Annotated in this window: 12 protein-coding genes and 1 tRNA gene; 6 read left to right on the top strand and 7 right to left on the bottom strand. The window is 46.8% G+C overall.

The annotated features are described in order from the left end of the window. Positions 1-581: 581 nt before the first annotated feature. From argJ to ACMVP2_RS03370, 3 genes are read right to left on the bottom strand one after another with little or no spacing between them, the layout of a single operon-like run. Positions 582-1,793 (bottom strand): bifunctional glutamate N-acetyltransferase/amino-acid acetyltransferase ArgJ, encoded by a 1,212-nt coding sequence (argJ, locus tag ACMVP2_RS03380; RefSeq protein ID WP_416866712.1) that lies wholly within the window; start codon positions 1,791-1,793, stop codon positions 582-584. Positions 1,794-1,795: 2 nt separating this feature from the next. Beyond that, positions 1,796-2,830 (bottom strand): N-acetyl-gamma-glutamyl-phosphate reductase, encoded by a 1,035-nt coding sequence (gene argC / locus ACMVP2_RS03375; RefSeq protein WP_416866711.1) that lies wholly within the window; start codon positions 2,828-2,830, stop codon positions 1,796-1,798. Continuing rightward, the gene (locus ACMVP2_RS03370) at positions 2,823-4,043 is read right to left on the bottom strand and encodes an aspartate aminotransferase family protein (RefSeq protein WP_416866710.1); all 1,221 of its coding nucleotides are present in this window, start codon (positions 4,041-4,043) and stop codon (positions 2,823-2,825) included. Before ACMVP2_RS03370 ends, argC begins: the two co-directional genes overlap by 8 nt. A gap of 571 nt (positions 4,044-4,614) precedes the next feature. Between ACMVP2_RS03370 and ACMVP2_RS03365 the strand changes: the two genes are divergently transcribed. Next, positions 4,615-6,288, top strand: a complete 1,674-nt coding sequence (locus ACMVP2_RS03365; protein WP_416866709.1) for a hypothetical protein — start codon at positions 4,615-4,617, stop codon at positions 6,286-6,288. 171 nt (positions 6,289-6,459) lie between these two features. On the opposite strand, the gene ACMVP2_RS03360 is transcribed toward ACMVP2_RS03365, so the two are convergent. After that, entirely contained in the window at positions 6,460-7,551 is a 1,092-nt protein-coding gene (locus ACMVP2_RS03360) for a hypothetical protein (RefSeq protein WP_416866708.1), read from the bottom strand. Between the two features lie 157 nt (positions 7,552-7,708). Then, a complete protein-coding gene (locus ACMVP2_RS03355; RefSeq protein ID WP_416866707.1) occupies positions 7,709-8,767 on the bottom strand; it encodes a hypothetical protein in 1,059 nt (352 codons plus the stop codon). A gap of 330 nt (positions 8,768-9,097) precedes the next feature. On the opposite strand from ACMVP2_RS03355, the gene ACMVP2_RS03350 reads away from it, so the two are divergent. Further along, a tRNA-Leu gene (locus ACMVP2_RS03350) sits at positions 9,098-9,181 on the top strand. A gap of 21 nt (positions 9,182-9,202) precedes the next feature. On the opposite strand, the gene ACMVP2_RS03345 is transcribed toward ACMVP2_RS03350, so the two are convergent. Both ACMVP2_RS03345 and ACMVP2_RS03340 read right to left on the bottom strand, forming a co-directional pair. Further along, the gene (locus tag ACMVP2_RS03345; protein WP_416866706.1) at positions 9,203-9,499 is read right to left on the bottom strand and encodes a putative quinol monooxygenase; all 297 of its coding nucleotides are present in this window, start codon (positions 9,497-9,499) and stop codon (positions 9,203-9,205) included. A gap of 2 nt (positions 9,500-9,501) precedes the next feature. Further along, positions 9,502-10,287, bottom strand: a complete 786-nt coding sequence (locus tag ACMVP2_RS03340; protein ID WP_416866705.1) for an SAM hydrolase/SAM-dependent halogenase family protein — start codon at positions 10,285-10,287, stop codon at positions 9,502-9,504. A gap of 97 nt (positions 10,288-10,384) precedes the next feature. On the opposite strand from ACMVP2_RS03340, the gene ACMVP2_RS03335 reads away from it, so the two are divergent. From ACMVP2_RS03335 to ACMVP2_RS03320, 4 genes are all read left to right on the top strand, one after another. Further along, on the top strand, positions 10,385-11,344 hold the full coding sequence (locus ACMVP2_RS03335; RefSeq protein WP_339793425.1) for a PhoH family protein: 960 nt from the start codon (positions 10,385-10,387) through the stop codon (positions 11,342-11,344). Continuing rightward, on the top strand, positions 11,341-11,784 hold the full coding sequence (locus ACMVP2_RS03330; RefSeq protein ID WP_416866704.1) for a GNAT family N-acetyltransferase: 444 nt from the start codon (positions 11,341-11,343) through the stop codon (positions 11,782-11,784). Before ACMVP2_RS03335 ends, ACMVP2_RS03330 begins: the two co-directional genes overlap by 4 nt. A 55-nt stretch (positions 11,785-11,839) precedes the next feature. Then, complete coding sequence (locus ACMVP2_RS03325) at positions 11,840-12,307, top strand: hypothetical protein (protein ID WP_339793427.1); 468 nt, start codon at positions 11,840-11,842, stop codon at positions 12,305-12,307. Between the two features lie 81 nt (positions 12,308-12,388). Then, positions 12,389-14,521: a ComEC/Rec2 family competence protein gene (locus ACMVP2_RS03320; protein ID WP_416866703.1), complete on the top strand. Its 2,133-nt coding sequence runs from the start codon at positions 12,389-12,391 to the stop codon at positions 14,519-14,521. The last annotated feature ends 31 nt before the right edge of the window (positions 14,522-14,552 follow it).

Below are 14,552 nucleotides of genomic sequence, written 5' to 3'. Positions count from 1 at the left end.
TACTTTTCCAATATCGCATTAAATATGGGCCGAACGCAAGCAGATATAAAATATATTTAAAAGTCAAGAGTATGTGATATTTTTTTTACAAATTACTGTTTTACAGTGTGTTACAAAAAAAAACTTACATGCCTTTCATTTTAGCATAATAGCCTATTAGCCAATAAATTATAGATCATTAGTTAAACTATTACTTGATAGTAAAATGATTTTAACCAACTTTTAAGTCCTAATTTGTGGATAATTTATCGTAGCAATTCCATTACCTTTGCTTACGATGGATGGGAAAAAAGGGAGGGAGGTTACCTCCCTCCATACTAAGAATCATAAGACGTCAACAAGAGGTCAATCCATTGTCTCATCAGCATGCTTGAGATGGAGTTTAAAAAACTCTAACCCTTGTTTTTCCCTCCTAGCTACTGCCAATAGATACAGTCGCTAAGTTGTAAAAGTCCCGAGGCAACGGGCCAAACTGGGCTGGTTAACTTCATTGTTAGTCAGCTCTTTTGCATTTACTGACCAAAGGTAAGCATTTTTCCGTGTCCTACAATGCATGTCGGCGCCACCATATTCCCACTTTCCTACGTAGTATACACTGAGTTAAACAACACGTAATCTGTAGTTAGATCAGTACCCCAGCCGGTGGCTTCTGCCTTGCCTTCGTTCAAATCGAGATTAATATAGATATGGGACTCTCGTAGCACTCGCTTCATATAGTTGCGGTCGTAGTCGAGCGGCCTGCCTTTTTCCAGCACCTGTATCATCTCTTTGTCATCGCCCAGGTATAGGTCGGCTTTTTCGAAGTTGAATGGGACGTTGGCATTGCCTGCGGCGCACACAATTCGGCCCCAGTTTGGATCACGGCCGAACATGGCGGTTTTTACCAGCGTGGAGCTCGACACGGCCCGGCAGATTTTTCTGGCTGATACTTCATCTGTAGCATTTTTAACTGTGTACTCGAGAAACTTCGAAGACCCTTCACCATCCGAAACAATCAGCGTGCAGAGGTGCTTCATCATTTCTTCAAGCTTTTCTCTGAACACGTCATAGCCCTTGTCTTTTTCTGACTTCAGTATGTCGTTTTCAGCTTTGCCATTGGCCATTACTACCACCATGTCGTTGGTGGAAGTGTCGCCATCTACTGTGATCATATTGAAAGTACGATCCACTACCTCCTTCAGGGTTTTCTGCAATAGCTTCGACTCTATTGCTACGTCGGTGGCAATAAATGCCAGCATGGTGGCCATGTTGGGGTGGATCATTCCCGATCCTTTAGCAATGCCTCCCATATTGATCTCGTGACCATCGAGTTCAAACTCCAGAAAGCCTTCTTTGGGAAAAGTGTCGGTGGTAAGGATGGCGTTGGCGGCAAATGACCCAGCGTTTGACTTATTACTTAGTTTAGGGGCGGATTCGATAATGCCTTTTACCACATCCTCGGTTGGGAATGGTTCGCCGATAATGCCTGTAGAGGCTATGATGATGGTTTTTTCATCGATGCCAAGTGCTTCGGCTGCTGTTTTCAGCATAGCCTGGGCACCATCTGCACCTTGCTGACCTGTGCAGGCATTGGCGTTGCCGGCATTGATAACAATGGCTTGCACTATGCCTCCTTTAATGTTTTCCCGGGAAACTTTGATGGGTTCAGCCACTACTTTGTTTTGGGTGAATACGGCAGCTGCATTTGCTGGCACCACTGAGTAGATCAAAGCCAGGTCACGGCGCAGTGATTTGACACCGGAATGAGCGCCCCAGCATTTCATGCCTCTTACGTTGGTGATGTTTTTGATCATGATTATGGATTGACGGGTATTTGATTTAAACCTAAAGATTCTTCGAAGCCGAGCATAATGTTCATATTCTGAACAGCTTGCCCGGCGGCACCTTTCACCAGGTTGTCGATGGTGCTGACAAGGATGATATTGCCGGTTCGCTCGTCGAAGTCGGCGTATATATTGCAATAGTTGCTGCCCCGCACGTCTTTGATCGCCGGTGGCGTGTCGCAGATTCTTACGAAGGGCTTGTCTTTGTAAAAGTCCTGATAAAGCGCTTTCAGCTTGGCACCGCTTGTAGCACCCTTAGGCCTGGCGTAAGTCGTTGAAAGGATGCCACGATCTACCGGCAGCAGGTGAGGGGTGAATTGAAGTGTGACGCCAGCCGTTATCCCGCTGAGCACACCTTGAATCTCAATTGTATGGCGATGGTTCTTTAAACCATAAGCCCTGAAATTGTCGTTCACATTCGAAAAGTGCGTGGTAGCGCTGGCTTTAATACCAGCGCCGGTGATGCCAGACTTCGCATCGATGATGATGCCTTTGCTTTCAATGATACCATTTGCAAGCAACGGCGCCAGGGGCAAAATAGCGCTTGTGGGGTAGCAGCCAGGGTTAGCCACCAGGTCAGCGCCTTTGATTTTGTCGTAGAAAAGCTCCGGAAGCCCGTAAACAGCAGTATCGAAGCCTTCAACAAAAGTGTGTGGCTTGTTGTACCATTCCTCGTAAGTTTTCGGGGAGTCGAGACGGAAGTCACCTGAAAAGTCGACGATTTTGAAGCCTTTTCCTGCAAACTGCTTCACATACTCCATGGAGACGCCGTGCGGTAGTGCCAGGAAAACCAGGTCAAGGTCGAGCTCATTCACCTTATCTGCTTTGTGCAAAGGCTGGTCAACGATGTCTTTGAAAAACGGGTGGACGTCTGAAAATTTTTCACCCGCCCGGCTTTCTGATGTAATGACGGCAATCTCTATTTCCGGGTGGTTGGCCAGAATGCGAACAAGCTCTGAGCCTGTGTAACCAGTGGCGCCAACAACGCCTATCTTTTTCTTAGGCATGGGCTTTTATATTTATTAATGATTCTTTTAATACAGTAATGGCCTGCTCCATCTCGTCATAACCGATGGTGAGCGCTGGTACAAACCGCAGCACATTCCCTGCGGTGGCATTGGCTACCACGCCGTTTTTGAGCATTTCCACCACAAGGGGCTTGGTTTCAAAATCAAACTCAGCACCCAGCATAAGCCCCTTTCCCCTGACTTCCTTGAGTGAAGGCTCGTTCATGTCGATTAGCGCCTTTTTGAGCCAGGCACCTTTTTCTTTGGCCGCCGTCAGTAAGTTCTCTCCTTCAATCACTTCCAGTACCGCTAGCGAGGTTGCACAAACAAGCGGATTGCCCCCGAAGGTAGTGCCATGGTCGCCGGGTTTCATGACGGAGGCCATTTTCTCACTGCACAGGATGGCGCCGATGGGAATTCCGCCGCCGAGACCTTTGGCCAGGGTCATGATGTCGGGCTGCACACCGAAATGATCCTTAGCGAACCACTTGCCCGTGCGGCCGATGCCAGATTGGATTTCATCAAAAATCAGCACAATTTCTTCGTCGTCGCACAATTGACGCAGCGCTTTGAGGAATTCAAGATCAGCTACATTGATACCGCCTTCCCCCTGAATGGGCTCTACGATGATGGCGGATATTTGATGAGTGCCGCCTTTCGGATTATTGTCCTGCAAAGCCTTCTTCAGTGCGTCTATGTCGTTGAAGGGCACTTGCATAAAGCCCTGTGGAATGGGTTCGAAGCCATCTTGCATCGTTTTTTTGCCAGTGGCTATCGTGGCCAGCGTTCTGCCATGAAAGCAGTTTTTCATAGAGATGACGGTACCACCTTTTCCTTTGCTGTGGCCATACTTCCGGGCAATTTTTATGGCGCCTTCGGCCGACTCAGCTCCACTGTTGCTGAAAAACACTCTATCCATACCGGAGATTTCGCTGAGCTTCTTAGCCAGTAGCGCCTGGGGTTCGTTGAGGAAAAAGTTGGAGATGTGCATCAGCTTGCCTGCCTGCTCCCGTAGCGCTTTTACCACCGTGGGGTGACAATGGCCTACATTGCAAACAGCGATACCAGCCAGCATATCCACATACTCTTTGCCATCGGTATCCCAGAGCTTGGCACCTTTTCCCCGCTCGAAAGTAATGGGAAACCTGCCGAAGGTGGGGAGGTAGTGTTGTTTGTCAATGTCGTGAAGCTGCTGATTGTTGTATATACTCATGGGTAATAAATAGCTGCGACATGCTCTCCGGCATGTCAGATAATGTTAATAAAGTGAGTTGGTTAATGCTTATAAAAACAAGGAATCACCTCTGCGGCCTCGGGTAGTAAAGTGGAAGCGAGGGGCATGAAAAAAAACTGGCACTTGGGGTATTCTGATAATTCATTGTTTTTGGGGTATTAGAGGGAGATTCCTTCGAATACTTTTATTCTACTCACGTAAAGGTACACACTTCAGGCCGGAAATGTTCCATTTAAATCATTTAAAAGAGGGTTTTTGGTGTTGTTTGCGGAGGAAGGAGCTTATTTATTAACCGGCCATGCATTTATACCGCCGCTAACCTGTTCATACGGCCGCTTATTTCTTTTTCAGTAAGAATTCAAATGATGGAAGGAGGAAAATTGGGTAGGAGCGGTGAAAATAAGATTTGAATTACAACCGATACCATCAGCGATGATGGCCGGGTGCATCTCCGTTGTTACGTAATACTTTCTGCGCCGTCCCAATAATCCTCCTCTGACAGGTTTTGGAAATTCCCTATATTCGGCGCTTACCCAAACCAACCGTTTCAATGAAGAGATTTTTCTCACTTTTCCAGCTTTTAGTTTTGTTCATTTTCGTCACGAGCTGCCAGCCCGAACAGCCTAAGCAAGAGGTAGTCACCGCCGCTGCGCCGACCACCAAACGATACGAAGACCTGGTGGCGCTGTTCAAAGAGTGGAGGAGCTTCGAAACCCCACCCCTGAAGGATGGAGCGCCTGACTATACTGTAGCCACGTTCGAAAAGCGCTGGACGGAGTTTGAGCAGTTGCAGGGCCGGCTGATGGCTGTCGACACTGCGGGGTGGTCAGTTGAAGAAAAAGTTGACTGGACAGTTGTTTGGGCCGAAATGAACGGCTACGACTTCAATCATCACATATTGAAACCATGGGAAAGAGACCCGGCTTTCTACAAAGTGCTGTGGATGGATCGCAGCGACGTGCCTGCGCATGAAGGACCGACAAACCACGCCGCTTTGGATGTTTGGAAGTACAGTTTTCCGATTAACACAGAAGACAAGATTCAGTTCCTGGAAGAGCTGTCCGTCATTCCAGCTTTTAACGAACAGGCAAAAATCAACTTAACTGGTAATGCCAAAGACCTGTGGGTAGCGGGCATCAGGGATATCCGCACGCAAAGCGAAGACTTGAAGGGACTGCTGATGCTGCCTGGTGTAAAGGACGACGCTGGTCTGGTGCAAGTTATCAATGATGGTATTGCGTCTACTGAGGAATTGGTTGAATGGCTGGAAGAAAAGGCGGAGACTAAAACCGGGCCATCAGGTGTTGGGAAGGAAAACTACACCTGGTACCTGCAAAATGTTCATCTGGTACCCCTCACGTGGGACGATGAGGTGATGCTGCTGAAACGGGAACTGTCAAGGGCATGGGCTTCCCTTAAACTGGAAGAACACCGCAACCGTGACTTGCCTGAGCTCACTGCCGCCGACTCGCCCGAGGCATTCAAAAAGATGGCTGAGGAGGCCGCTGTCAGCATGATGAAATTTCTGGAGCAAGACGAAATCGTGACGGTGAAGCCGTATATGGAGCCAGCTTTGAGAGAGCACCTGGGCAGCTATGTGCCGAAGGAAAGGCGTAACTTTTTCCTGATCGGCATGCACTATGACCCACGGCCGCTGTACTCACATTTCTATCACTGGTTTGAGTTGGCCCGCATGGACAATGAACCACATGAAAGTGAAATTCGCAAAGGGCCTTTGTTGTACAATATCTTCGATTCCCGCAATGAGGGCACTGCCACAGCTGTGGAGGAGATGTTTATGCAGGCAGGCTTTTATGATGACGACCCAAGAGTAAGGGAAATTGTCTACATCATGATTGCGCAAAGGGCCGCCAGGGGACTGGGGTCACTTTACGCCCAGGCCAACGAAATGAACAGTGTAGAAGCCGGAGGCATTCACTCTGAATACACGCCAAGAGGCTGGATGAAAACTGAGAAAGAGCTACTCCTATTCGAACAGCATTTATACCTGCGCCAGCCGGGTTATGGCAGCAGCTACATCACCGGTAAGTATCTACTGGAAAATGCCATGGCGGAGTTTGCCAGAATGAAGGAGGCCAACAATGAACCTTTCAAGGTAAAAGACTTCTTTGACCAACTCAATGCCATAGGATGTATTCCAATTTCGTTGGGGCACTGGCAAATGACAGGTAATGATGATCATTTGAAGGCGATCAGGGAGTAATCCTCCAATTCCTCGGACAAGCATTTCCCGTTAAGCTTTTAATGGATTCTGACGAAGCGCCTAACGAAACTCCGTTAGGCGCTTAATGAGCACCCGCTAAGACCTTTTCAGAAATCGATCAAGCGCTTTACCGAAAACAAATATGCGCCTTACCAAAGTCAGCTGCTTTGATTACCAACTAAGCCCAATGCCAAAGGCAAGCATCACTGGAGGCGCACCGTTTCCCTTGAATACTTGCTTCTCAAATTCATCGTCGATGGACAGAATTTTTTGAATGCCAATTTGAGTGACGAGACCAAGGTCGCTGGATTTACTGAATACCAACCGACCTCCAAATTCCAAACCCAGGGTAGTGATTTGGCCAAAACCACCGTCTTTGTAGCTAAAGTTGAAAAAGGAGCTATTCTTTTCCGGGTTGGTGTGAATTTTCATTCCTGCGGTGAAGCCTGCCAGGCCACCTCCCAGGTGAACCCCAAAATAGTCGCTTGCTCTGATTTCATAGTCCACCCCTATCAGCGTTAGGCCGCCAATCTGATATCCTACCGCAGTAATATTTCTATTCTCCTTGTAGGTTTCAGTTGTTGCTTCTTCCTGTGATTCTGCAGGAACTTGTGCCGTCGAATTAGTCTTGCTTTCTGAGGCCTTGTAGTTAGGGTTGTCCCCGCTTACAGGTTGAGTGACTGAGTACAATGCGGCGTCGGATCCAGGCACTGTATTTCTGGAGGGTTGGGGCTTTTCTGTTTTGCCATGCATCACGGACACCCAATTGGAGTCGTCGAACGCAAAAAGGCTTTTTGCAATTGCTTCCCTTATGTTGGCTTCATGCAATTTGGTTACGTCGTTGCCAGTGACCTCTACATGCTGATCGGTGCTGAAGAGCTTAATTTCACCTGTGAAAAAGTCGACAGAAATGTCGGCGTACCCAACCTCGCCAACATTTGCCGGTTTTTCGGAAATCTCCAGTCGGTTAATCACCATCACTATAGGAATCTCCTGGGTTGTGGTTGGAAAAGCAGATTTCAAGTAGCCTTCCAGTGAGTTTTCCAGTCCGTACTCAAACTGGGCAAGGCGCTGGGTACCGTTGTGCACAATGCCAATCCTGCTTTTATCGGTTCGGTTGTCGACGACCTGGTCTATATAAAAACTTCTGTTGGGGACGTTGATATAGTCGGGATTCAGCTTTATCACGTAGGTTTTTTGAGCAAATGAGGTGCCTGAGAGCAGGCCAATAAAAAGAAGGCAGAGTAATAGCTGGTTTTTCATGGTGATAGGTTGGTGTTTCTTACCCAGCCTTTGCCGGAAAAAAATGTATTTAATTTACAATATCTGAAAATTAGTGTTTTATCTGCGGAGGCACGGGTGTAATCGTGTCAAAATTTTATACGCCTTTGAAAAAGACACACATTCGAATAATTCTGCTCTACCAGCTTAGACCAATGCCAATTGCCAACACAGCTGGTGGTGCATCTCTTCTTTTAAACAGCTTGTTTTCAAACTCTTCGTCAATGGAAAGGATTTTCTGAAGACCAATCTGACCCAAAAGACCAAAATCACTGGATTTACTAAGTATCAATCGCCCACCAAACTCAAGGCCTAAGGAACTCATCAAACCTAATCCAGCATCTTTATAGCTTAGATTGAAAAAAGGGCTGTTCTTCTTTGGGCCGGTATGGACTTTCATCCCCGCCGTGAAGCCTTTTATCCCTGCTCCCAAATGAACCCCAAAGTAGTTACTTACTCTGATCTCATAATCGAAGCCAATCAGCGTGTTACCGCCAATTTGATAACCCAAAGCCGTAATGTTTCTGTTTTTCTCGACCTCTTTTTTGTAGATGTCATCTCTATTTGCCGAGACCTCCGTGCTTTGCACAGGTTGCGTGAGTGAGTACAAATCTACATCTGAAGCGGGAACCAAATTTCCGGAGAGTTCGGACTTTTCATTTTGGTCACCCTTGGCGGCCACCCGATTGGATTCTTCAAACGAAACAAGACTTAGGGTTATCGCCTTTCGGATATTTGCCTCATGCAACTCAGTTACGTCAAGGCTGCTCACCCCAGTATACTGTTCGGTGCTAAACATTTTTATGTTGTCCTTAAAGAAGTCCACAGAAATGTCTGCGTACCCCATTTCGTTTGCTATTGTCATCTTTTCGGTGATCTCAAGTCGGTTAATTACCATTGTGATAGGTATCTGCCGAGTGTCGGTTTTTGATAACGAAATTCTGAGGTAGGTTATCATTGCGTTTTCCAGTCCGTACTCAAACTTCGCTTCGTGAGGGTCGTTGAATTTTCCGGTTTGAACAATTCCAATCCAATCTTTATCGGTGGCTCGGTTGTCGATCACTTCATCCACGTAAAAGCTCCTGTTGGGAATGTTTATTTTATCATTTCCCAGCTTTATGACATAGGTCTTTTGGGAATAGCAGGTGTTTGTGAATAGAGACAAAAGAAGTATACAGAGCAGAAGCTGATTTTTCATTTCGATTGATTACTGTTTTGTAACGTTGGTTCTCTGGGGTATTTCCGTTCTAAATATGTAGAAATAATTTCTTTCTAGGTATGTTTTTATAAGTAGATAAATAGGATTGGGTGAAAAAGGGTGTGGATGTATTATTTTAATATCAAATGATAGCTCCCTTAGTAGGGCTTCTGCAAGCTGCCACCTAGTTGTGGTAGCTACAGTAATAATTTGGCTATGGGGTATTTATAGTTTGGCTGCAACCTTTGATAGCTTTGCATTTATTCAAAACTTTAATATGTTTGCATCCCGTTTCGGAATGAGACACGAAACGTAGTTCCTTCACTTCAAGCCTGGGTGGCGAAATTGGTAGACGCAAAGGTCTCAAACACCTTCGGGGGCAACCCCATGCCGGTTCGAGTCCGGCCCCAGGTACTCTTTTCTTATTTCACTTCCCTAGTCTGCTATCGTAATAATTTCATTGGAAAACGCAATCGGCTTTTCCGCAAAAAGCACCCTTGTCTTCGCCCAGGTGGTTTTGAATAGCTCTGAATGCCTGTAGTTTTCAAGGTCCTCCGCAGTTTGCCAATGGCTGTAGGTGGTGAAAACGTTTGGTGTCTCTGTGCTTTGCCACAGCTCTAAATGCTGGCAGCCCTCAAAATGCCGGATTTTGCTTTTGGAATTGTTGAAGATCGTCAGGAACTCGCTGACTTTATCGGGATGAAAGGTCATGCGCACAATCCTAATAATCATAGCTACTCAGTTACAAAATTGATAAATACAGGAGAGTCGTAGTGGAGCCCCAGCAGGTCCGACCCATGGCCGTTGTTGATGCCAATTTCCAGCAAGCCCGATTGGTTGAAGATGAAGAAGCATTCGCCACCTTCTACAGAAAAGTAAGATTCATGGATTTCGGTAGAGCGCTCCCTTCCAAAAGATATTTCAAAACCTTTTTGCTGGTTCAGCTCCATGATGGTATCAAAGTCCTCTTTCGCAATATTGGTAATCAAATTGCCGTAATGGTCGATATGAATCACATGGCCGGTGATTTGTTTTTTAGTCGTTTTGCCCTTTTTCTTGATGAGGGTGTTGAGCTCCGGCACCATTTGCCCCAGGTCATGAATCGACTTGCCGCTGGCCAGGTAAGAGGCGGCTTGCGCATACATGTTTCTGGCCGGAAAAGTAGTTTTCTTTTTATTGATGAGGTCGAGCGTTACAATGGCCGTAGGCTTTTGCGTGGAAATCAGGCTAAAGATGCCATTGTCGGGCCCTACGAAGAAGTGATCCTCCAGCTTTACTGCCACTGGTTTGTCTTCTTTTTTTCCGGTCGAGTTCACAGCCACCATATGCACTGTGCCCTTGGGGAAATCACGAAAGACCGATTCCAGAAGGTAGGAAGCCTCAGCCAGGTTGCACGACGCCACCTCATGGGTGATGTCAACTATTTGCAGCCCGGGGTTAACGCTCATTATTGCTGCCTTCACTGCTGCCACGTAATGGTCTGACGTACCGAAATCTGACAGAAAAGTGATGAGAGCCATGTAGGAAGACGCAAATAATAGTTAGTTTTACAGGGGCAAAGTAAATAAAAATAAAGCACTTAGCTGATTACTAACAAAATCTAAAATAGATCATCATTTGATAGAAAAGGTCATCACACTGGAGAATATCTCCCTTCTCGATTTTCTTGGGATTGAGAACCAAAATATTAAGCAAATAGCTCAGGCATTTCCTCAAAGCAAGATCGTATCCAGAGGAAACGAGATTCGGATACAGGGAAGTACGCCCGAAATCATCAGGATCAACGATATCCTTAATTCGCTGATTCAGCACTACAACAAGTTTGGCATGGTAACAGAGGAGAACGTTACCAACTACCTGACGCAGGAAGACGAGACCGTGCTCGATGAGGACAAGGATGATGTGCTTATTTATGGCACCAAAGGGTTTAAGATCGTTCCGAAAACGCCCAATCAAAAAGCGCTTGTAACAGCCTCCCGAAAAAACGACCTGGTGTTTGCCATAGGGCCGGCAGGTACCGGCAAGACCTATATTTCGGTGGCGCTGGCCGTAAAGGCACTCAAGAACAGAGAGGTGAAAAAAATTATCATCACCCGCCCGGCAGTGGAAGCGGGGGAAAATCTGGGCTTTTTGCCGGGTGATTTGAAAGAAAAAATAGACCCCTATCTTCGTCCGATTTACGATGCGCTGGACGATATGGTTCCACCAGAAAAGCTGAAGTTTTATCAGGAAAACAGGGTAATAGAAATAGCGCCGCTGGCCTACATGCGGGGCCGTACCCTCAACCATGCATTTATTTTGCTGGATGAAGCGCAGAATACCTCAGCCATGCAGATCAAGATGTTTCTGACCAGGATGGGGCCAACCTCGAAAGTGATCATTACAGGCGATAAGTCGCAGGTGGATTTGCCCAAAAAGCAAAAGTCAGGCCTTATTGAAGCATTGAATGTGCTCAAGGACGTGAAAGGCATTGGCTTTGTGGAGCTGGATGGCAAGGATGTGGTAAGACATAAGCTGGTAAGAGAAATTATCAAGGCTTATGATCAGTTTGACGAAGGAGAAGAAGACCGCAAATGAGTGACATAGAGGTAATAAAGATCGCCTCGAACGAAGACCTGGAGCAAGCCTTTTACATTCGCCGCAAGGTATTTATGGAGGAGCAAAAGGTGAGTGAGGCGGACGAATATGACGGTTTGGATGAATCTTCAACCCATTTTCTGGCTTTTTATGGAAGTAAGCCTGCTGGCACCGCCAGGTGGAGATATGTAGAAAATAACGTAAAGCTCGAACGGTTTGCCGTACTTGTTAGTTTTAGGGGAAAGGGAGTTGGTAAAGAGCTCTTGAAAAAGGTAATGGGAGATGTGCTTGCGACCGTGCCGTTAGGAACCAGAGTCTTTCTTCATGCGCAAATCGATGTGGTGCCTTTGTATCAATCGCATGGGTTTGTGACCGTGGGAGAGGAGTTTGAAGAATGCAATATTCTTCACATTGAAATGGAATACGACCGCAATAGATGACTTTGGGAAAGTCGGCATTGAAATTGAGACCAGTTAAAGCTTAAACGATAGAGAATTGACAGCATTGGAAAGAATAACTCATTTTTTTGAGTTGGCAGGCGGCGATCTTCACCTTCTTAAGCACGATTATTTTGTTATTGGCAGCGCCGCCATGGTGCTGGCAGACTGTGAAATGTACAAGATAGGTGACATCAATCTGCTGACCTCCAGCGCTGACGCCAACTTTCTTAAAGAACAATGGAAAGACAGGGAAGTAAAAGACCATGTCTATTCCTATGACCGAATATTCAGGTCTAACTCAGGCAGGTTTCGCTTCAAAGGAGTTGACGCCGAGGTGATGGGAAACCTTGAAGTGAATGCTGGGCAACAATGGGTGCCGTTGCTTGTCAGGCAATTTATGAACGTGACAGTGGCGGGCATGCAGGTGAAAATACCCACCATCAAGGAACAGCATCGGATTTATCGTTTTTTTGGTAGGCCCAAAGATATCCAGAAGGCTGAACTGTTGTTGAAGCATTTATAAGAAGTTTTTCAGCATTATCTTTAGTACAATCTTTTCCAACTATAGCATCATAATTACTATTTTTAGAAAAATAGTAGCCGATTGATCCGCTGGAGTGCCATACCTTTTGTCAGAATTTTTCTTGCCTGTGCTGCTGGTATCGGCTGCCATGAGTTGTTTCTGAGAGGCACCTGGCTTCCGCCTTCGTATATAGCGCTTGTTTGGCTTGTGGTACTGCTTCTTTGGTTTTATTCCAGAAGAAACGCTGCACGAAGTCTGCGTTACCTTTTCGGTATAGTGTTTATGCTTTCGATCAGCTTCGTCGGCATCCTCAGAAAACGGTCGACAGAAGCCACATTTCAGGAGAATCATTTATATACCAGCAAGTTGCCGATAGATTTCTATAAAGGAATTCTGGTAGATGACCCTATAGAAAAGACAAATACCTGGGCGTTTGATATTCAGGTGGCTGCCATTAGGTCGGGTGATTCATTGCTGCGAAAGACCGGATTGGTGCAGGTTTACCTGAAAAAGGACTCCGCTAGCACGGCCAACCTGAGTGCACTGAAGTACGGCACGGTACTTTGGATCCACGGAAGCCCGGAAGAAATCAGACCGCTGCGTAACCCCGGTGGTTTTGACTTTAAGCAGTATATGGCCCGGAAAGGCGTTCATTTTCAGGATTATGTTGCCTTTCAAGATATACGCCTGGCCGGCTCAGCACCTCCTAATAGGTTAGTGGGCATTTCCATGAGCTGGAGGAGGGAGCTGTTACATGTGCTGAAGGAATACCTGCCCGATGTGCGGGAGCGGGGCATTGCCGATGCGCTGATCCTTGGCCAGAAGGATGAAATAGATATCGAACAACGCAGGGCTTATGCGGCCGCTGGTGCCATGCATATTCTGGCGGTGTCAGGTCTGCATGTGGGCATCATCTACATGATCCTGGCTTTCTTGCTGAAGCCACTCGAGAAGCGTAAATATGGCAAGCTGGTGCGATTTATCATTTTGTTTGCCAGCCTATGGGGCTTTGCGCTGATCACAGGCATGTCGGCTTCGGTGTTGAGAGCCGTTACCATGTTTTCTATTGTGATGGTAGCAGAAGGCTTGGGTAGAAAAACCAATATCTACAATTCGCTGGCGTTGGCTGCTTTTCTGCTGCTCCTTTACGATCCCAACTTCCTCTTTCATGTGGGCTACCAGCTTTCATTTCTGGCGGTGCTGGGCATTGTTTATCTTCAACCGTTTCTTTACCGCCAGTGGGCGGCACCTCATTGGCTGCTCGACAAAATATGGGCCATCACCTGTGTTTCCCTGGCTGCTCAGCTGGCCACAGGGCCATTGAGCATGTACTATTTCAATCAGTTTCCCAGTTGGTTTTTGTTGTCCAATTTGCTCGTCATCCCGGCGGCATTTCTGATCCTAAGCACCGGAGTGGCTTTATTTGTTGTTCATTATGTGTCATCATTTTTGGCGGGAGCAGTAGCCTTTATGCTGAAATGGATGGTGTTTGGCCTCAACTGGTTTGTGGAGTTTATAGAGCAGTTGCCAGCCAGCCAAATCTTCCCCATTTCCTTTTCGGCTGCACAAACCTGGCTGTTGTACGGCGCATTTCTGCTGATGCTGCTTTGGTGGCAGAGCCGTGAGTACCGGTGGTTTCAGTATATGGCGGCGTGTCTGCTACTCTTTGTTCTGTCGAAAGGACTTTTTGTAGCAGATAAACATCAGAAAAGGGAGCTGGTGATCTATGAAATGACCGGCTACACCGCCATGGACTACCAGGAAGGAGGGAAGGTGTTTCACTATTTTGATGAGGCCTTTAAGCAGGAGGAACGATTATTCAACCTCAATGTGAGACCCCACCTCATCCAGCAGGGCACAATGATCCCTTTTGTTTCCCATGCCGACAACTGGCTCCCCCAAACGGTTTTGATTAAAGACACCCTCGTTGCAATAAAAGTCGGCAGCTTGAAAGTACTTCATCTGCAGAACCCACTGCCGAAGCGTAAGGCTTTTTCCGAACCCCTGGCGGCTGATCTTTTGATTGTTTCCAACCAGAGTTTCTGGTCGACAGACCTTGGGAAGTACCTTGCTCCGCAGGAGGTCGTTTTTGACGGAACTAGCAGGTTCAACTACCTGAGCAGAACTTCGAAGGCGTTGCAGGGAACGGGCGTAAAAGTTTACATTATCCCATGGGAAGGTGCCTACGTAAGAGATTTGAGGCAGCGAGAATAGTAAAGCTCACTCGCTCGAGAGCAAGTGCATT

It is taken from the genome of Imperialibacter sp., assembly GCF_048007035.1.
Taxonomy (GTDB): domain Bacteria; phylum Bacteroidota; class Bacteroidia; order Cytophagales; family Cyclobacteriaceae; genus Imperialibacter.
The sequence above is the reverse complement of the archived record's forward strand: the minus strand, read 5'-3'. Positions and strand labels throughout refer to the sequence as shown.

What these genes read in the sequence shown, in the direction of transcription:
- ACMVP2_RS03365 (WP_416866709.1), top strand. Translation starts at nt 4,615, where the DNA reads ATGAAGAGATTTTTCTCACTTTTCCAGCTTTTAGTTTTGTTCATTTTC.
- argC (WP_416866711.1), bottom strand. Translation starts at nt 2,830, where the DNA reads ATGCCTAAGAAAAAGATAGGCGTTGTTGGCGCCACTGGTTACACAGGC.
- ACMVP2_RS03330 (WP_416866704.1), top strand. Translation starts at nt 11,341, where the DNA reads ATGAGTGACATAGAGGTAATAAAGATCGCCTCGAACGAAGACCTGGAG.
- ACMVP2_RS03340 (WP_416866705.1), bottom strand. Translation starts at nt 10,287, where the DNA reads ATGGCTCTCATCACTTTTCTGTCAGATTTCGGTACGTCAGACCATTAC.
- ACMVP2_RS03360 (WP_416866708.1), bottom strand. Translation starts at nt 7,551, where the DNA reads ATGAAAAACCAGCTATTACTCTGCCTTCTTTTTATTGGCCTGCTCTCA.
- argJ (WP_416866712.1), bottom strand. Translation starts at nt 1,793, where the DNA reads ATGATCAAAAACATCACCAACGTAAGAGGCATGAAATGCTGGGGCGCT.
- ACMVP2_RS03345 (WP_416866706.1), bottom strand. Translation starts at nt 9,499, where the DNA reads ATGATTATTAGGATTGTGCGCATGACCTTTCATCCCGATAAAGTCAGC.
- ACMVP2_RS03370 (WP_416866710.1), bottom strand. Translation starts at nt 4,043, where the DNA reads ATGAGTATATACAACAATCAGCAGCTTCACGACATTGACAAACAACAC.
- ACMVP2_RS03355 (WP_416866707.1), bottom strand. Translation starts at nt 8,767, where the DNA reads ATGAAAAATCAGCTTCTGCTCTGTATACTTCTTTTGTCTCTATTCACA.